Below are 21,005 nucleotides of genomic sequence, written 5' to 3' on the forward strand. Positions count from 1 at the left end.
GGTGTGAATAAAAGTGAATAAGATACGGAAGATTATGATAATGTCTGGAGGTACAGGTGGTCATGTATTTTCTGGATTAGTGATAGCTCGTTATTTAATAGATTATTATGGTTGGCAGGTAAAATGGTTAGGTAGTTTTGATGGCATAGAAGCTACATTAGTGCCTCAAAATGGTATTGATATTAAGTATATTAAAGTTAGAGGGATAATTGGTAAAAAATTAATAGCAAAATTGATAACTTTATTGGGTGTGTTGAAAGCTATAAAAAGATCACGTAAAATTATGAAAATTTGGAAACCTGATATAGTATTAGGTATGGGAGGGTATGTTTCTGGACCTAGTTGTTTAGCAGCTTGGATCATTGGTATACCTATTGTTATACATGAACAAAATGTTATAGCCGGTTTTACTAATCGTATTTTAAGTAGAATTGCAACTAAAGTATTGCAGGCCTTTCCTTATTCTTTACCTAATGCCGAGGTAGTTGGTAATCCTATACGTCATGAAATACTATCATTACCTGATCCGATTAAACGATTAAGATGTCGTCATGGTCCCATAAGAGTATTAGTTTTTGGAGGTAGTCAAGGATCTCATATTTTAAATAAAATTATACCAGAAGTAATGATTAAAATGTTTGATAAGTTTATTGTATTACATCAGGTCGGTAGTAAATCATTGAAAAAAGTGCGTGATATATATTCATTTGGAAGTATTGATAATTATGAGGTGGTATCTTTTATTGATGATATGGCTAGTGCGTATGCATGGGCGGATATAGTAATAAGTCGTTCTGGTGCATTAACTGTTAGTGAAATTGCTGCTGTTGGTTTGGCAGCTGTTTTTGTGCCTTTTATGCATTCAGATAATCATCAATATTGGAATGCTATGTTTTTACAGAAAATAGGTGCAGCAAAAATTATTAAAGAATCGGAATGTACAATTGAACAAATAAGTGAAATATTTATTACATTAAATGATAGAAAGGTTTTATTAAACATGGCGCAATGTGCTAAAAAATTGTGTGTTACTGATGCAGTGAAACGTATTGCACAGGTTTTAATATCAATATAATTAACTAATATATTTTTATAAAAAGATATGATTTTAATTTTTTTTGAGTTTGATTTGTAGATGTAGGATAACAGTGAACATACATCAATTATCAAAATCACGTATTTTTTCAGGTATGCATCTAGTGAAAAAGATACATTTTGTTGGTATTGGTGGTATCAGTATGGGAGGTATCGCAGAAGTATTAGTTGATGAAGGATATCAAATTAGTGGTTCTGATTTAGTATCTAATGCAATGACTCAACGATTAATTACTTTGGGGGTACAAATTTTTTCTAATCATCATTCTGATAATATACAGAAGGTCAATTTAGTTGTCATATCTAGTGCCATTTCGCAAGACAATCCAGAGGTAATTGCTGCTAAAAAGTCTTGCATTCCTGTTATACAACGTGCAGTAATGTTGGCTGAAATAATGCGATGTCGTTATGGTATTGCCGTCGCTGGTACTCATGGTAAAACGACTACTACGGCAATGCTTATTAGTATTTATATTGCAGCTGGTTTAGATCCTACTTTTATTAATGGTGGTGTAATTAAGTCAATTGGTGTAAGTGCTCGATTGGGATATAGTCGTTATTTAATAGTAGAAGCAGACGAGAGTGATGCTTCTTTTTTACATTTACAACCTATGATAGATATTGTTACTAATATTGAAGCTGATCATATGGATACTTATCAAGGTAATTTCGAAAGTTTAAAACAAGCATTTATTAATTTTCTGAATAATTTACCACTGTTTGGTTGCGCTGTAATGTGTATTGATGATCCTGTTATAAAAGGATTAATACCTACAATAAATTGTCAAATTATTACATATGGATTTGATCCTGCGTCAGATTTGTGTATTTCTGATTACAAACAACAAGAAGGAGTGGGAAGTTTTTTATTAAAAAAACAAAATGGATCGTCATTAAGAGTAGTTTTAAATGTTCCTGGACGTCATAATGCATTAAATGCTACAGCCGCAATTGCGGTTGCTGTTAAAGCAGGTATAAGTGATCAAGTTATTTTAAAAGCTATGTTTAAGTATGAAGGTACATGTCGTCGTTTTGAATATTTAGGTGATTATGATTTAAAAAGTATTAATGGAAAGGAAGGTATAGTAACATTATTAGATGATTATGGGCATCATCCAACTGAATTAGATGTTACTATTAAAGCTGTACGTGATGGATGGTTGAATAGACGTTTAATAATGGTGTTTGAACCGCATCGTTTTACCAGAATAAAGTATTTATATGATGATTTTGTTAAAGTATTATCCAATGTGGATTTTTTATTAATTTTAAACATATATTCCGCCGGTGAACAACCAATATCAGGTATTGATAGTGTTTCTTTATGTTGTAGTATCCGTCGATATGGTAAAATAAATCCCATTGTGGTTTTAGATGTTGAAGAATTACCATTTATTTTATCTGTTATTTTGCGGGATAATGATTTGATTTTAATGCAGGGTGCTGGCACTGTAGGTGAGATTGCAAATAAATTAGCTTATAGTAAACTACAATTTTAGTAATATCATTAGTTATTTTTATTATTATAAAAATTAAAATTATAATAAATAAAGGCTCTTTTTTATCATAACAGAGATAAAAGTGTTCAAGCTATTTATAGATTTTTGGAATTGTAAATTAAACAAAGTTTGCGTGCGATGTTTTATAAAAAATAAAACATATTTTTTTGGTTTATTTTTTTTTATAGTTGTATTGGTTATTATTATTTATAGTATATTTAAAACAGTTGTATGGATGCAACATACTCATTATTTAAAGTTATCTAAATTGTTAATTACCGGAAAATTATGTTATACGACTAATGATGATATTTATCATGCTATGTGTAATGTTCATTTAAATAAAAGTTTGATGGAACAAGATATACGTGTTATTTGTCAACAAATTAGTCAATTATCCTGGATAAAGGGAATTAGTGTGCGTAAACAATGGCCTAATGTATTAAAGATTTATATTATAGAATATGAACCGATATGTTATTGGAACGATGTTCAAATGCTTGATAAAGATGGTGTGATTTTTCAGGTTCCAATTGATCGGATTAATGATAAATATTGTTTGCCCATATTATATGGACCTGAGGGCAGCGCCTTAGATGTACTAACTGGTTATCGTGTGCTTTATGATGTAATAAAATCTACTGGTTTTACATTGCGATCTGTAAAGATGAATCATCGTTATTCATGGCAAATAATATTAAAAGAAAATATTAAATTAGAATTAGGTAGAAAAAATAAAGTGGAAAGATTACAACGATTTATTAAAGCGTATCCCTTTTTTATTAAAAACATTCAAAATGATGGTAGATGCATCAATTATATAGATTTACGGTATGATTATGGTTTTGCCGTAAGTTGGATGACGTGTAGTAATTATTCTGATTGTGAGAATATTGAATAAATATTTTAGTCTATAACAATTAATAGGTCCATCATACATGGTCAGGGTAGCAGATAAGAGATTAGTTGTTGGTTTAGAGATTGGTACAGCTAAAGTTGTTGTATTAATTGGTGAGATATTGCCTGATGGTATAGTAAATATTATTGGTTTCGGCAGCTGCCCGTCCCGTGGTGTAGATAAAGCTGGAGTAAATGATTTAGCATCAGTAGTTAAGTGTATTCAGCAAGCTGTTAATGATGCTGAATTAATGGCTGATTGCCAGATAACATCTGTATATCTTGCTTTATCAGGCAAGCATATTGCTTGTCAAAATGAAATAGGAATAGTGCCTATTTCAAATGAAGAAGTTACTCAAGAGGATATAGAAAATGTAGTACATACAGCTAAATCGGTACGTGTATGTGATGAGCATCGTATTTTGCATGTTATTCCTCAAGAGTATGCTATTGATTGTCAGGAAGGTATTAAAAATCCTCTTGGTTTATCTGGTATAAGAATGCAGGCAAAAGTTCATTTAATTACGTGTCATAATGACATGGCAAAAAATATTGTTAAAGCTGTTGAACGATGTGGATTAGAAGTTGATCAATTAATTTTTGCTGGGTTAGCTACTGGTTATGCAGTTTTAACTGATGATGAACGTGAGTTAGGCGTTTGTGTTATAGATATTGGTGGGGGTACCATGGATATAGCAATTTATACTGATGGAGCATTACGTCATATTAAAGTTATTCCTTATGCCGGTAAAGTTGTTACTAGTGATATAGCATATGCTTTTGGTACTCCCTTTCATGAAGCTGAAATTATTAAAATTAAGTATGGTTGCGCTTTATATTCTATAGTTGGTAAAGAGGAAAATATTGAAGTGCCAAGCGTGGGTGGGCGGCCACCGCGTAATTTACATCGTCAAATTTTAGCTGAAGTTATCGAACCTCGATGTACTGAGTTGTTAAATTTAGTTAATAATGAAATTTTACAATTGCAAAAACAACTTCATCAACAAGGAATTAAGCATCATTTAGCAGCAGGCGTTGTTTTAACTGGTGGTAGTGCTCAAATTGATGGATTAGTGATTTGTGCGCAAAAAGTTTTCAATACTCAGGTGCGCATTGGATCTCCATTAAACATTTCTGGTTTGATAGATTATGTACAAGAACCTTATTATTCTACCGTAGTTGGTTTATTGCATTATGGCAAAGTTTCTCATTTAAATAATCATTTAGAAAATAATAAGCAAACTTTATTTGGTTTGTGGTTGAAGCGTATCAATAATTGGTTAAGAAAATTATTTTTTATATGAAGTGTTAAAAAACAAGAAAGTGATTGATGATTTGATTTATAAATAATTAGAAAGATAATGGAGATATACTATGTTTGAACCCATGGAATTAACTAGTGATGCGGTAATTAAAGTAGTTGGAATAGGTGGTGGTGGAGGTAATGCAGTAGAACATATGGTACGTGAACATATTGAAGGTGTAGATTTTTTTGCAGTTAATACTGATGCTCAAGCATTAAGAAAGATGTCTGTAGGACAAACAATCCAAATTGGTAGTAATATTACTAAAGGATTAGGGGCAGGTGCTAATCCAGAAATAGGGCGTAATGCTGCTGAGGAAGATAGAGATGTATTACGGGTTGCATTAGATAAGGCAGATATGATTTTTATTGCAGCTGGAATGGGTGGTGGTACTGGTACGGGTGCCGCTCCAGTAGTTGCAGAAATGGCTAAAGATATTGGTGTTTTAACTGTAGCTGTAGTTACTAAACCTTTTAGTTTTGAAGGAAAGAAACGTATGACATTTGCTGAACAGGGTATTGCTAAACTTGCTAAATATGTTGATTCTTTAATTATTATTCCTAATGATAAATTATTAAAAGTGCTAGGTAGAGGTGTATCTTTATTGGATGCTTTTGCTGCGGCTAATGATGTATTAAAAGGTGCGGTTCAAGGTATTGCTGAATTAATAACTTGCCCTGGATTAATGAATGTTGATTTTGCTGATGTGCGCACTGTTATGTCTGAAATGGGTTATGCTATGATGGGGTCAGGAGTGGCTTGTGGTGATGATCGTGCTGAAGAGGCAGCCGAAATTGCTATTTCCAGCCCCTTATTAGAAGATATAGACTTGTCTGGAGCTCGTGGTGTATTAGTAAATATTACTTCTGGTTTTGATTTACGATTAGATGAATTTGAAACTGTAGGTAATACTATACGTTCTTTTGCTTCTGATAGTGCTACTGTAGTAATTGGAACTTCTTTAGATCCAGATATTAATAATGAGTTACGTGTAACTGTAGTAGCAACTGGTATTGGCATGGATAAGCGATCGGAAATTACGTTAGTTACTAATAAATCGGATATACAAGATGATGCTAATCATCGTTGTTATCAAAATGCATCTCCTAAAGTATCCAATTTTTTACAAGAACAAGGAAAAACAGTATCAGCACAAGTGAATAACAAAGAGAATTTACATATTAATAAGGAGGAGGTAGATTATTTGGATATACCAACTTTTTTACGAAAGTAGAATTTTTATATACTTTTATTTTAAATAACGATTATTATATTATCTTATTTAAGATTTATATTGTTTATAGAAATGTTTATTTTCTATGTAATAAATTTGAATATATATTAGTTTCATGGTGAAACAAAGAACATTAAAACGTATTGTACAAATGACTGGTATAGGTTTACATTCTGGACGACCAGTGACGTTAACTTTGCGTCCTGCAAAAGCAAATACAGGAATTATTTATCGTCGTGTAGATTTAAATCCACCTGTCGATTTTCAAATGAATGTTGATGCTGTGCGTGATACTACTTTATGTACTTGTTTGGTTAATGAATTAGGTGTACGTATTTCTACCGTGGAACATTTAAATGCAGCTCAAGCTGCATTAGGAATAGATAATATTATTATAGAGGTTGATGCTCCTGAAATTCCTATTATGGATGGTAGTGCTAGTCCGTTTGTTTATTTGTTATTAGATGCTGGTATTGAAGAATTAAGTAGTGCTAAAAAATTTTTACGTCTTAAACAAGAAATCCGTGTTGAGGATGGTGATAAATGGGCATTATTGTCGCCATTTCATGGATTTAAATTAGATTTTACTATTTCTTATCAACATCCTGTAATTTGTACTGATTTTCAACGTTATTTTTTTAATTTTTCTTCTGAGTCTTTTGTGAAACAAATTAGTCGTGCACGTACGTTTGGGTTTGTACGTGATTTGGAATCATTACGGTCTCGTGGTCTTATATTGGGCGGTAGTTTTGATTGTGCTATTGTGGTGAATGATAATGGTATTATAAATGCAAATGGATTACGTTTTAGCAATGAATTTGTTAGACATAAAATGCTTGATGCTATTGGTGATTTGTTTATTTGTGGTTATAATTTAATAGGTTCTTTCAGCGCTTTTAAATCCGGTCATACTTTAAATAACAGATTACTTCAAACGTTACTACAAACTAAGGAAGCATGGGAAATGGTCACTTTTGATAATGAGCCTGAATTGTCATTAATGTTTAAATATTCATATTGATTATTTTGTGAGTTTTTGTATTTTATTAATAGTTTGACATATTATCTATATGTTTTATGTGTAAAAAAGATTTAGTTTTTTATTTTAGTTTATATTGTATACATCATATATATAATTTTATTTTAATTATTTTATGTTTTTATTTGTTTTATATTTTTGCATAAGCGTATTATATGCGTTTGGTTAATACGTATGTATTTGTATTAATAAATGTGTTTTTTAATTAATGTTATTTTATATATTTTAAATTTTATAAACTTTGTTGAGAAACGTTGTGTAGAATGTTTTTGTTAACGCATAATATTGTAATTATTTTGAAAAAAAATTTTAATTAAATAATATTAATGTTATGTTATTTAATATTTATAAACACTGGTATTTATTTATCTTGAAATATATTAATTTAATTAAATTATATTACAATATATAAATATTTTACATATTTAGAGTTTAAAGATTTTATTTTTTATTTTTTGCAACTTATTATTATGGAAAGATATAAAAATATATAGAGTTATTGGTTTTTGATTTTTGTTTTAAACAAAATAGTCTATATTAATTTATATTTATTGAAATTTATTAATTTTAGTTGATTTATACATAAGTGTCATAAGATTAGAAAATTATAGATATTTCGTGAGATGTTGTTATTGTTGATTTAAAAATTATTTTTGATTTCAAATATTTGATATTTGAAATTTCGATTTTTTAAGTTAAGATGGACGTGTATTATATTTTGTTAAGTTTTGTGATAGATAGCGTGCAATTGTTTTTATTTTTTGTAAAATTATATTTATTTGTGATGTGTTATGATTTGGATGATTATGGGCAATTGATATTCAAGATATGCATAAGTTTTTATTAAGATAATAATTAATTGAGATAAAATTTTACTATGTTAAAAAAATTTTTTGCTAAATTTTTTTTAAATCATAATGACCGTGTGTTACGACACATGAGAAAAATAGTTGAGATTATTAATGCAATAGAACCAGATATGGAAAAATTAAATGATAAACAATTAGCTGCTAAAACTAGTGAATTTCGTACGTCAATATTGCATGGTATAAATATTAGTAAAATTTTACCTCAAGCATTTGCTGTTGTTCGTGAAGCTAGTAAGCGTGTTTTTGGTATGCGTCATTTTGATGTTCAATTGTTGGGTGGTATGGTGTTAAATAATCGTTGTGTAGCGGAAATGCGTACAGGAGAAGGTAAAACTCTTACTGCTACATTGCCAGCGTATTTGAATGCTTTACATGGTAAGGGAGTGCATATAGTAACGGTAAATAATTATTTAGCTCAGCGTGATGCGGAAAATAATCGACCCTTGTTTGAATTTTTGGGTTTAACGGTTGGTGTTAATTTACCAGGTCAGTCGTTTTCTGATAAGCGTTCTGCATATGCTGCAGATATTACTTATGGCACAAATAATGAATACGGATTTGATTATTTGCGAGATAATATGGTTTTTGATCCTAAAGATCGGGTACAACGTTCATTATATTATGCATTGATAGATGAGGTGGATTCTATTTTGATAGATGAAGCTAGAACTCCTCTTATTATTTCTGGACCAGCAGAAAATAGTTCGGAGTTGTATTATTCAATAAATAAATTGATTCCTTATTTAGTACGTCAAGATAAGGAAGATTCAGATAGCTTTCAGGGAACAGGTCATTTTACAGTAGATGAAAAATTTCGTCAAGTAACTCTTACTGAACGAGGTTTAATATTAATTGAAAATTTAATGGTTAAGGCCGGTATTATGAAGTTTGGAGAGTCATTATATTCATCTTCTAATATTATTTTAATGCATCATGTTAATGCTGCTTTACGTGCTCATGTATTGTTTTCACGTGAAATAGATTATATAATTAAGAAAGGTGAAGTCATCATTGTTGATGAACATACGGGACGTGCTATGTCTGGTCGTCGTTGGTCAGATGGATTACATCAAGCGATAGAAGCAAAAGAAAATTTAGCTGTTCAAAATGAAAATCAAACATTAGCTTCAATTACTTTTCAAAATTATTTTCGTTTATATGAAAAATTAGCTGGTATGACTGGTACCGCTTATACTGAAGCCTTTGAGTTTCAAGACATTTATAAGATGGATACTATTGTCATTCCTACAAATCGTCCAATGATTCGTAAAGATTTACCAGATTTAGTATATATGACAGAAATTGAAAAAATTAATGCTATTGTTGAAGATGTTAAATCTTGTGTTAAACGCGGACAACCAGTTTTAGTTGGAACTATTTCTATTGAAAAATCTGAGATGGTTTCTTGTTCTTTAAAGAAAGCTGGAATTTTACATAAGGTTTTAAATGCTAAATTCCATGCTATGGAGGCAGAAATTATATCCCAAGCTGGTAAACCTGGAGCAGTTACTATAGCCACTAATATGGCTGGTCGTGGTACAGATATTGTTTTAGGAGGTAATTGGCGTGCTGAAATGTCTTCTTTAAAATATGCTAGTGAACAAGATTTTTTCCGTATTAAATCTGCTTGGCAAAAGTATCATGATTCAGTGTTATCTGCTGGTGGTTTACATATTATAGGAACTGAGCGACATGAATCTCGTCGTATAGATAATCAACTAAGAGGTCGTGCTGGTAGACAAGGAGATATTGGATCTTCACGGTTTTATTTATCTATGGAAGATTCTTTAATGAGAATTTTTGCATCTGAACGAATGGTTAATGTGATGCGAAAATTAGGTGTGAAGTTTGGAGAAGCTATTGAACATTCTTGGATTACTAAAACTATTTTTCATGCTCAACGAAAAGTAGAAAATCGTAATTTTGATATTCGTAAACAATTATTGGAATATGATGATGTTGCAAATGATCAGCGTCGTGTTATTTATATGCAACGTAATAAATTATTAGATATGAAAGATATTAGTGTAATAATTAATAAAATTCGTGATGATGTTTTTACTAAATTATTTACAGTTTATATACCGTCTCCATTTTTGGAAAAGAAATGGGATGTTTGTGGTCTAGAAAAATGTTTAAAGGATGATTTTGATTTTCATATTTTTATTATGGAATGGTTAGATAAAGAACCTAATTTATATGATCAAGCAGAAGTATTGTATGGACGCATATTGATGAAATTTAAAGATCATGTTTTACTAAAAGAGAGAGAAATTGGTCGTGATGTAATGTGTAATATTGAAAAAGGAATTATGTTGCAAGTTTTTGATATTTTATGGAAAGAACATCTTTCTGCTATGGATTATTTACGTCAAGGAATTCATTTACGTGGATATGCACAAAAAGATCCTAAACAGGAATATAAAAAAGAATCTTTTGAAATGTTTGCGAATATGTTAGAAACATTAAAATATGATGTAATCAGTAAACTGAGTAAAATTCAATTAAGTGTTTTTAATACTAAAGATATAATGGATTATCAAAAATATAAAATTAGTAGAAATGACATTTGCCCTTGTGGTTCCAGTAAAAAATTTAAACAATGTCATGGTAGGTTATAATTATATTTTTTGATCTGTTTAATATAATGTTATATTTAATATGTTGTAAGTGTTAATTTTTATTTGTGATATTTTTTCGTTTTATATTAATTTGTTTGTTAATTTATAAATATTATAATGTTTATTTATATATAATTTTTTAAAAAAATGTATTTGGATGTGTAATTTTTAATTTTGAGTTTTTTATAGTTATAAAAAGTTTTTAATTAATAGTAATTGTAGTAATTATTTAATATGTTGTATTTATTAATTATTGTTTGAAATATTTTATTAGTTTAAATAATATTAATATTAAATAATTTTATTTTGATTGTTTGTTTATATATAGATAATGATATTCTAAATATAGAACATTGTTGCTTATAATTGATTTATATAACATTTATTGTTTCAGCAATATTATTGGTCAGTGTTGTATTGATGTTATTTTGAGATTTTTTTTAGTGTATTGTTTATTTTTTGTAGATATATAGTTTTGCATTATAACATGTGGATTTTATTTGCTAAATTTTTATTTATACGAATATTGATATACGATATGGTGAATAATTGTGTGTATTATTTTTAATAACTGGAAATTATGATTTTGAAATAGTGATGAATTAGTTGATTGAAATTTTTGTTTTTTTAAATATATATTATAAGAAATTATTAATGTATATTTTTATTTTTGTTGAAGATATTTTGTGAAATTAATTATATTTATATATATATCATATATATATGATATAGAATATTTAATGTTATGTATTAACAGATAATTTAAGTATTTTTTTTGGTTGTATAATTTTTTAGTAATAATATTAGTTTTTAGTATGGTAATTATTAGGTTTATTCAAATCTAACTATTGTGTTATGTATTAAGGTTTTATTGATTTAGTGGTTATATATTTTATGATTTTCATATTTAACAATTTTTTATTATAGATTATGTGATAAAAATAAATATTGTGTATTATTTATTTTTGATAGATATAAATATTAATTCTTTAATTTTTATTGAATATTTTTATTTAATAATATTTTATTTTCAAATTTTATGAGTAAATATGATACAATACTACTAAATTAGTATTATTTTAATAAATTTTATTATTTATCATTGATAAATATTTAAAATGATGTTTTATGATTTTATGTTCATATTTTATCAAAATTGTGTTCAGAGATATTTATATATATCTAGTTTATTTTGTTTATCAAAATGTAAACATGTTTATGTTAAAATGTACTTAGTTAAATGATTAATGATAATAATAAATATAATTAATTTTTTATTAAAATAGCATATTTTAGATTAATTAGAAATGTTACCCAGTATTGTGCTATTTTATTTTAATTGGTTAAATTATTTTTTTTTGAGATGTAAATTATTATATATATTGTTAATATAAATTTAGTGTTTTATTTTTTTATTATTTTAATATTTTATATTTTTATCGCTAAAAATTGTATATAATAATTTATTATATATTATGTATTGTTTTTAATGAATTATTGAGTAATAATATGGTTGAGTTAAAAATTAATTACTTACATTACAATAATCATCTATGTAGTTTTGTATAATAATTATGATGTTATGATTTTGTTAGTTAAATATGATCTATAATTATAGATAATTTTTAATATTTAAATAATGTAATTTTATATCTAATAAAAAATAATGTTATTTTATTTTGTTGTTTAAATTAATAAAATATAAAATTTATTTTTTGTTGTTTATAATGTTTACGTAAAATAGTTTATATTTATTTATTATAATATTTTATATCAATTATGTATATATTATGTATGTAATAATATTATAATGATTTGTTTGTTTTAAAGTTATTTTTTTAAAATTTATGTTCATCATTTTATTGTTTATTTATTTTTTTATTTAATATTATGTTTATGAATTGTAGTGAGAAAAGTAATATTTTATAATTTAGATTAAAATTGAATTATTTAATTTTGTCATTTTAAATAATTGTTTTATATAAATAAGTAATTATTTATTAATTTATTATATGTTTAATTTATTATAATCAATAATTTTATATTGTATTAATTATATTATATTACATTGTAATAAATGTTTTACAATATAAATAATAATAATAAATTTTTTTATAGATTATATGTGTTATTGTTGAAATTTTATTTTTAGATATATTTATAAGTATTTTATGTAAAATACTTATAAATATATGATAACATATGTATTTTATTATGTACTTAATTTTATTATTAATTTAAATAATATAATGATTTTATTTTTTTGTGTGAAATAATTATTTTTTGACGTTTAATATCAGTGTTTTATATATAATTTTTGTATTGTTTTATAAGAAATATATCTGATTAATTATAAATTATATACGTTAGATTAATTATATGTTTTATTTGTTTTATTTTTATTATTGTATTAATTTAAATATATTTTAGTGTTGTATTTAATAATAATTATTATATGTTAATAACATGGTCGATTTGTAAGTTGTTATTATTGTTTTGTATTTATTTTTGAATTAATAGTTTTCTTTTTAATAAAATAAGTAATAATTTTTGTTTTGTAACTATTATTTATGATATATATATAATTTATCAACATTAATGATTTTATGTAATTTTAAAATGTATAACAATTTATACATGCAATAGATATAGTATCTGATAATTATAAGAAAAAAATTATATGTATTGTGTAATTTTTTGAACATTTTTGTTTTAAATTTAATTACTCTCTAATATATCTATTTTAAATTAGGGGTATATTATATAATGTTTTAATGTGTATATGTATTTTTGATTAGTGTTTGTTAATAGTAAATTTATATATTTTATTAAATTATGATGATTGGTTGTACATTATTTTTGATTTTTTATTGGTATGATATTGAAAATAATTAATTAAAATAATGATGTATAAAGTTTAAATTTACTAGAATATTAGTTTTATTTGTTGTTTTGCTGTATTTGATAAGGTTATTATATAATTAATTATATAATAAATGTATTTTTTATAAAATCTTTAAGGAATGTTATTGTGTTAGAGTATCGCATAGATGACGTAGATCCAATTGAAACGCGTGAATGGTTACAAGCGATTGTATCAGTTATTCATGAAGAAGGAATGGGACGAGCGAAATTTTTAATTCATCAATTAATTACTGAAGTTCATGGGAATGTAGTTAATTTTTATAATAAATTGCCATATAAAAATTATATAAATACTATTTCAGTAGATGAAGAACCTGATTATCCAGGTAATGTAGAATTAGAAAATCGAATATGTGCCGCTGTTCGTTGGAATGCAATTATGATGGTATTGCGTGCATCAAAAAAAAATTTGGAATTAGGTGGGCATATAGCATCTTTTCAATCAGCAGCTACTATTTATGAAGTTTGTTTTAATCATTTTTTTAGAGCTAGCAATCGACACGATTGTGGTGATTTGATATATTTTCAAGGACACGTTGCACCTGGTATATATGCTCGTGCTTTTCTTGAAGGTAGATTAACTGAAGATCAATTAAATAATTTTCGTCAAGAAGTATATCGTAATGGTTTGTCTTCTTATCCCCATCCAAAATTAATGCCATCTTTTTGGCAATTTCCTACTGTTTCTATGGGTCTTGGTTCAATAGCAGCTATTTATCAGGCAAAATTTTTAAAATATTTATATCACCGTAATTTGAAAAATACCAGCAACCAAACTGTTTATGCTTTTTTAGGAGATGGAGAAATGGATGAACCAGAATCTAAAGGTGCTCTTACTATTGCGACACGTGAAAAATTAGATAATCTTATTTTTATAGTGAATTGTAATTTACAGAGTTTAGATGGTCCTGTTGTTGGCAATGGCAAGATAATCAATGAATTAGAAAATGTATTTATTGGATCTGGATGGAAAGTAATTAAAGTTATTTGGGGGGGGTTGTGGGATGATTTATTTCGCAGAGATTATACTGGTAAGTTAATTCAGTTAATGAATGAAACAGTTGATGGAGATTATCAAACTTTTAAGTCTAAAGATGGCGCATATATACGTGAACATTTTTTTGGTAAATATCCAGAAACTAAAAATTTGGTAAAAGATATGAGTGATGATGACATATGGGCTTTAAATCGTGGTGGTCATGATCCAAAAAAAGTGTTTGCTGCGTTGAAGCAAGCGAAAGAAACTATTGGTAAACCTGTGGTCATTTTGTTTCATACTGTAAAAGGTTATGGTATGGGTATAGCTGCAGAAGGGATGAATATTGCTCATCAAGTTAAAACAATAACTATGGAAGGGGTGCGATATTTACGTAATCGTTTTAATTTAAAAAGTATTCAAGATGATCAAATTGAATCACTTCCTTATATTACTTTATGTCCTTCTTCTGAAGAGTATAAATATTTACATGAAAGACGTAAAATATTGTATGGATATTTACCTAGCAGATTACAACATTTTACTTGTTCATTAAACTTGCCTAGATTGAAAGATTTTAAATTATTATTAGAAGGACAAGGAAAAAAAATTTCTACTACAATTGCATTTATGCGTGTATTAAATATTTTATTAAAAAACAGTTTTATTAAAGATAGGTTGGTACCTATTATTGCAGATGAAGCTCGTACTTTTGGTATGGAAGGTTTATTTCGTACTCTTGGTATTTATAATTCAACAGGTCAGTTATATACACCTCAAGATTGTGGTCATTTAGCTTATTATCGTGAAGATTTGAAAGGTCAAATATTGCAGGAAGGTATAAATGAACTTGGAGCTCTTTCTTCTTGGCTAGCTGCAGCTACTTCTTATAGTACTAACGATTATCCTATGATTCCTTTTTATATCTTTTATTCTATATTTGGTTTTCAGCGAACAGGTGATTTATTTTGGGCTGCTGCTGATCAACAAGCACGAGGATTTTTGATAGGTGGAACTTCTGGTCGTACTACATTAAACGGTGAAGGATTACAACATGCTGATGGTCATAGTCATATCCAATCATTAACTATTCCCAATTGTGTTTCATATGATCCAGCTTTTGCATATGAGGTAGCTGTTATTATTCATGACGGACTAATTCGTATGTATGGAGATCAGCCAGAAAATGTATATTATTATTTGACTATTACCAATGAAAAATATCATATGCCAACTATGTTAGAAGGTGTAGAAGAAGGTATTAAAAAAGGTATATATAAATTAGAAACTTTTCATGGAACCAGTAAAGTTCAATTAATGGGTTCGGGAGCTATTTTGCAGCATGTGCGTAAAGCGGCAGAAATTTTATTTCGGGAATATGGAGTTGGTTCTGATGTATATAGTGTAACATCATTTACTGAGTTGGCAAGAGAAGGACAGGATTGTGAACGTTGGAATATACTTCATCCTATGGAAAAAACTAGAATACCTTATGTAACTACTGTATTGAATGATTCACCTATTATTGTTTCTACTGATTATATGAAATTGTTTGCGGAACAAATTCGTTGTTTTGTTCCTACAAACGATTATTTTGTGTTAGGTACTGATGGTTTTGGTCGTTCTGATAGTCGAGAAAATTTACGACATTATTTTGAAATAGATGTTGGTTATATAGTATTTGTATCTTTACATAGATTGGCAAAACGTGGTGAAATTAATATTAATGCAGTTATGCAGGCAATTGATATTTTTAATATTGATGTTAATAAAATTAATCCACGTTTAGCATAATTAATTGAGGTAAAGTGAAATATGGCAATTGCAATGAATATGCCGGATATTGGTGTTGATATAGTAGAAGTTATTGAAGTTATGGTGCAGGTTGGCGATTATATTAAAATTAATCAATCATTGATTGTAGTGGAAGGTGAGAAGGCTGCTATGGAAGTTCCATCGTTGTTTTCTGGTATTGTTCAGTCCATAATGATTAGTGTTGGGGATAAGATCAGTACAGGTACTTTAATTATGATGATCGATATAAAAGATGAGGTGGAGGTTTTAAACAAATCTACAGATAAGGTTGATAATTTTTCCTCATCGTTACAGCAAAACAATAAGGAAAAATTAATTCATATTGATAATCTTCATAATATATATGCTTCTCCACTAGTGCGTCGTATGGCCCGAGAATTTGGATTAGATTTATCTAAAATTAAAGGTAGTGGACGTAAAGGTCGGATTTTACGAGAAGATATTCAAAGTTATATAAAAAATATTTTAGGTTGTGATACTTTAGAATCTAATTCATCTACGGTGAATATTTGGTCGAATTTATTACCTTGGCCTAGTTTAGAGTTTCAGCAATTTGGTAACACTCAAGAAGTAGAGTTAAGTCGTGCTTATAAAGTTTCTGGTGCTAATTTACATCGTAACTGGGTTATGGTTCCACATGTTACACAATTTGATGAAGTTGATATTACTGACTTGGAAGAATTTCGTAAACAACAAAATGTTGATTTGAAAAAAAATATGATAAATATTAAGATTACTTTATTAATTTTTGTTATGAAAGCTGTTGCAAAAGCATTGGAAAAGTGGCCTCGTTTTAATAGTTCTTTATCGAAAGATGGGCAAAAATTGATTTTAAAAAAATATATTAATATTGGTATAGCAGTGGATACTATTAGTGGATTATATGTGCCAGTTTTTCGTGATGTTAATAAGAAGGGTATTATTGATTTATCATGTGAACTAGCAAAAGTTTCTAAAAAAGTTCATTCTGGCAAAAAATTTGCAGCTTTAGATTTACAAGGTGGTTCTTTTACTATTTCAAGTTTAGGTGGAGTAGGAGGAGGTACAGCGTTTACTCCGATTATCAATGCACCAGAAGTAGCTATTTTGGGTATTTCTAGGTCATTACTTAAGCCGGTATGGAATGGTGAAAAATTTGTTCCTAGATTAATGTTGCCTTTGTCGTTATCATATGATCATCGTGTAATAAATGGTGCAGATGGCGTACGTTTTATTAGTTTGATTAGTAAATTAATGTCTGATATTCGTCATTTAATAATGTAGTGTTGTTGTGTAATTTTTAAAAACATTTTAAAATGCTGTATGGTTGTCTGTATTTTATCAGCGTTATATAATTAGTTAATATTATATTGTTGTTAAATGTTGGTTATATGTTATTTAAGGTATTGTCGTTATATTAATTTTAATGAAGAGGTTGTATTTATGATGATTCGTAAAATACGGACTAAAGTTGTAGTATTAGGAGCAGGACCTGGAGGATATTCTGCGGCTTTTAGATGTTCTGATTTAGGTATGGATACTGTTATAGTGGAAGAACGTCTTAATCTTGGTGGTGTCTGTTTAAATGTTGGGTGTATTCCATCTAAGACTTTGTTGCATTTTGTTAAAATAATACAAGAAATGAAATTATTTAATAATCGTGGCATTGTTTCTAATAGTTTTCAAATTGATCTTAATGGGTTACGTTCTTGGAAAGAAGGTGTAATTAAAAAATTAGCTGATGGCTTAAATAATATGGCTCGTATGCGCAAAATAGAAGTAATACATGGTTGTGGAAAATTTGTTAATTCTAATCTTTTACAGGTAGAGGGTAAGTCGGAGATTTGTGAAATTTATTTTGATTATGCTGTGATTGCTACTGGTTCTCGAGATGCAAAATTGTCTTTCAAATTGTGTGATGATGCGCGAATTTGGAATTCTACTGATGCTTTAGAATTAAAGATGATACCAGATAGATTATTGATTGTTGGTGGTGGGGCTATAGGTTTAGAAATGGCTACAATATTTCAAGTTTTGGGATCAAGAATTGATTTAGTAGAAATGTCAGATCGGTTAGTTCCTGCTGTAGATATTGATATAGTTAAAATATTTACTAAATATATGAATAATAAATTTAATTTAATGTTCAGTACTAAAGTAAAAAAAATTCAACTAGAAGAAAATGCTATATTTGTTACTTTAGAACAACATAATAAATCATTAAGCAATGTTAAATTATATGATGCAATATTAATCGCTATTGGACGTATACCTAATAGTAAATTTTTGGATGTTGGTTTAGCTGGTGTTCAGTTAGATTCACAGGGTTTTGTTCTTGTTGACAAACAGATGCGTACTAGTGTGTCACATATTTTTGCAATTGGTGATGTTGTCGGTCAATCTATGTTAGCGCATAAGAGTATTCACGAAGGGCATGTAGCAGCGGAGGTTATTGCAGGTAAACATCGTTATTTTGATCCTAAAGTTATTCCTTATGTCATTTATACTGACCCGGAATTATCTTGGGTTGGTTTAACTGAAAGAGTAGCTAAAACAAAGAATATTTCTTGTGAATCGTCAATTTTTCCATGGTTAGCTTCAGGCCGTGCTGTTGCTTCTAATTGTCAACAAGGTTTAACTAAATTAGTTTTTAATAAAGATACTCATAAAATTATTGGTGGCACGGTGTTAGGGGTTAATGCTAGTGAATTATTAGGAGAGATAGGTTTAGCGATTGAAATGGGATGTTATGCGGAAGATATTTCTATGACAGTTCATGCTCATCCGACGTTGTATGAGTCAATAGGATCTGCTGCTTCAATATATGATGGTTCGGTTACTGATATGATAAATATGAAAGTAAGAATGAATAATCGTTAAATTATAAATAATTTTTATAAAAGCAAAAATATAATGTTTATTATTTTTGATTAGATTGTATTGATGCTTGTAAGTATTATTGTGTAGAATTATAGTGGAGAATATTATTAATATTTAATGTTAAAGAAATGATTGTATGTTTTTTATTTTTTTATTTTTAGTTAAAGTGTTGTGTTTATATATATAAAAATATTTGATGTTTTGTTTATGTTGTTTTTATATAAAATTGTTATTTTTTGGTGAAATTTTAAATAAAATACATAAATATAATTGAATTTTGTAATATTTTATTAGGTATAGTTTGCATTTTCAAAAATAGAAGATATTACATGTCAAGTTTTTTGATATCTTCTTGGTATCAGGATTTGTTTAACGAATTATTTTTTGTTTGTTTTGTCGTTTTTATTATGCTGTATGTTGTGGTATATTATTATAATAAAAGTATGTATCTATATTGCGAAAATAACAGATATTGTTTATTTACAGGTTAATGAAATTATATTTTTTTATATTTCCAAGTTTCATTTTTTTTATAAGTTAAAATTTGTAAGTAATGTGTAATTTTTTTTTTATTTGGAAATAGTAGATTAGGAGATAATTCAAATAATGGATATAACATAAATTCTCGATTATATATATCGTAATGTGGTATTTTTAAATAAGAAGTCTTAATAGTATGATTGCCATAAAGTAAAATATCAATATCCAGAGTTCTTGCTGACCATCGATGTGTACTTCTAATGCGTCCTTGTTGTAGCTCAATGTTTTGAATTTGATGTAGTAATATTTTTGGATCAAGAGATGTGATGAGTTGAGCCGTTACATTTATAAAATTTGGTTGATTACAATTATCTATATGGAACGGTGCATTGTAGTAATAAGAAGAGCACTTAACAAGTTTGGTGTGTGGAATTTTAGCTAACGCTTGAAGCGCGGATGTTATTTGTTTTTTTGGGTTTAATAAATTACTACCTAGAGATAACCATACTTGTTCTTGCATATTTTTGTTTATTGTTATTAGTTGTGGGTTTTTAATTATCATAGATATATATTTTTAAATTATTTAAAAAATATAATACATTGCATTTTAATCTGTTGTTAATGATACTAGATAGGATATTTTCTTGTATTCTAATATATGTGTTGATTAAAGGGATTTAAGTATATTAATTTTTTTGTTTTTTAGTTAGTTATATATTTTAAAATTAATTTATTTTAACTTATTTTACGTAAATCATAAATTTGTATTTATAGTGTTTGTTTGTATATATAAAGAAAAATTTATTTTTTTTTAACTTTATCCTATTGTTTGCTTCTCTTGAATTTCTGCTAGTGTTTTACAGTCAATACAAAGATCAGCAGTGGGTTGAGCTTCTAATCTACGGATGCCTATTTCAATATTACAAAATTTACAAAACCCAAAATTTTTTGTTTTTATTTTGTGTAAAGTGTGTTCAATTTTTTTTATTAGTTTTCTTTCACGATCACGGTTACGTAGTTCAAGATTAAATTCTTCTTCTTGTACTGCACGATCTACTGGATCTGGAAAATTAGATGATTTATTTTGCATATGTAAAACTTTATATTCAATTTCATGTTTTAATTGATTATGCCATGCTTCAAGAATACGTTTAAAATGTAGAAGTTGTTCATTATTCATATATCTTTCATTAGGTTTTATTTGGTATGGTTCTACTCCAGCTACAGAAAGGATACTTAAAGAAGATATCTTGCGTTGTTTGTTTTTTTGCATATATATATCCAGAATATTTTATTTTGTGTTATATCATTAATAATTCATAATTATTATGATCGTGGTTAATAGTATTTATAATTAGTTTTTTTAAAATTTTATTGTTAATTAAAAATGTT

At 27.5% G+C, this 21,005-nt stretch carries 11 protein-coding genes and 3 pseudogenes; 12 read left to right on the forward strand and 2 right to left on the reverse strand.

The annotated features are described in order from the left end of the window. The first annotated feature begins 13 nt into the window (after nucleotides 1–13). The 12 genes and pseudogenes from murG (at nucleotide 14) to lpdA (ending at nucleotide 19,133) form a co-directional block, all read left to right on the forward strand. Nucleotides 14–1,075, forward strand: a complete 1,062-nt coding sequence (gene murG, locus BOBLI757_RS00700; RefSeq protein ID WP_275040029.1) for an undecaprenyldiphospho-muramoylpentapeptide beta-N-acetylglucosaminyltransferase — start codon at nucleotides 14–16, stop codon at nucleotides 1,073–1,075. Between the two features lie 73 nt (nucleotides 1,076–1,148). Further along, a complete protein-coding gene (gene murC, locus BOBLI757_RS00705) occupies nucleotides 1,149–2,594 on the forward strand; it encodes a UDP-N-acetylmuramate--L-alanine ligase (RefSeq protein WP_046304636.1) in 1,446 nt (481 codons plus the stop codon). A gap of 235 nt (nucleotides 2,595–2,829) precedes the next feature. After that, nucleotides 2,830–3,495 (forward strand): cell division protein FtsQ/DivIB, encoded by a 666-nt coding sequence (locus BOBLI757_RS00710; RefSeq protein ID WP_144406188.1) that lies wholly within the window; start codon nucleotides 2,830–2,832, stop codon nucleotides 3,493–3,495. A gap of 37 nt (nucleotides 3,496–3,532) precedes the next feature. Next, a complete protein-coding gene (gene ftsA, locus BOBLI757_RS00715; RefSeq protein ID WP_046304639.1) occupies nucleotides 3,533–4,795 on the forward strand; it encodes a cell division protein FtsA in 1,263 nt (420 codons plus the stop codon). A 70-nt stretch (nucleotides 4,796–4,865) separates the two neighbouring features. Further along, entirely contained in the window at nucleotides 4,866–6,029 is a 1,164-nt protein-coding gene (ftsZ, locus tag BOBLI757_RS00720; RefSeq protein ID WP_046304641.1) for a cell division protein FtsZ, read from the forward strand. Nucleotides 6,030–6,144: 115 nt separating this feature from the next. Next, on the forward strand, nucleotides 6,145–7,050 hold the full coding sequence (gene lpxC / locus BOBLI757_RS00725) for a UDP-3-O-acyl-N-acetylglucosamine deacetylase (RefSeq protein ID WP_046304643.1): 906 nt from the start codon (nucleotides 6,145–6,147) through the stop codon (nucleotides 7,048–7,050). A gap of 895 nt (nucleotides 7,051–7,945) precedes the next feature. Next, nucleotides 7,946–10,441 (forward strand): annotated as a pseudogene (secA, locus tag BOBLI757_RS00730) (preprotein translocase subunit SecA); the annotation flags it as partial. 27 nt (nucleotides 10,442–10,468) lie between these two features. Beyond that, a complete protein-coding gene (locus tag BOBLI757_RS03400; RefSeq protein ID WP_420021802.1) occupies nucleotides 10,469–10,558 on the forward strand; it encodes an SEC-C metal-binding domain-containing protein in 90 nt (29 codons plus the stop codon). Between the two features lie 3,031 nt (nucleotides 10,559–13,589). Continuing rightward, entirely contained in the window at nucleotides 13,590–16,253 is a 2,664-nt protein-coding gene (gene aceE / locus BOBLI757_RS00735) for a pyruvate dehydrogenase (acetyl-transferring), homodimeric type (RefSeq protein WP_046304647.1), read from the forward strand. 81 nt (nucleotides 16,254–16,334) lie between these two features. Then, nucleotides 16,335–16,436 (forward strand): annotated as a pseudogene (locus BOBLI757_RS03405) (biotin/lipoyl-containing protein); the annotation flags it as partial. Between the two features lie 189 nt (nucleotides 16,437–16,625). Beyond that, nucleotides 16,626–17,537: pseudogene (locus tag BOBLI757_RS00740) on the forward strand (2-oxo acid dehydrogenase subunit E2); the annotation flags it as partial. Between the two features lie 159 nt (nucleotides 17,538–17,696). Continuing rightward, nucleotides 17,697–19,133 (forward strand): dihydrolipoyl dehydrogenase, encoded by a 1,437-nt coding sequence (gene lpdA / locus BOBLI757_RS00745; protein ID WP_046304652.1) that lies wholly within the window; start codon nucleotides 17,697–17,699, stop codon nucleotides 19,131–19,133. 496 nt (nucleotides 19,134–19,629) lie between these two features. On the opposite strand, the gene folK is transcribed toward lpdA, so the two are convergent. Then, the gene (folK, locus tag BOBLI757_RS00750; protein WP_238954654.1) at nucleotides 19,630–20,175 is read right to left on the reverse strand and encodes a 2-amino-4-hydroxy-6-hydroxymethyldihydropteridine diphosphokinase; all 546 of its coding nucleotides are present in this window, start codon (nucleotides 20,173–20,175) and stop codon (nucleotides 19,630–19,632) included. Between the two features lie 255 nt (nucleotides 20,176–20,430). Further along, on the reverse strand, nucleotides 20,431–20,886 hold the full coding sequence (gene dksA, locus BOBLI757_RS00755; protein WP_046304655.1) for an RNA polymerase-binding protein DksA: 456 nt from the start codon (nucleotides 20,884–20,886) through the stop codon (nucleotides 20,431–20,433). Nucleotides 20,887–21,005 lie beyond the last annotated feature (119 nt).

Origin of the sequence: Blochmannia endosymbiont of Camponotus (Colobopsis) obliquus (assembly GCF_000973545.1) — a bacterium.
Classification (GTDB): domain Bacteria; phylum Pseudomonadota; class Gammaproteobacteria; order Enterobacterales; family Enterobacteriaceae; genus Blochmanniella.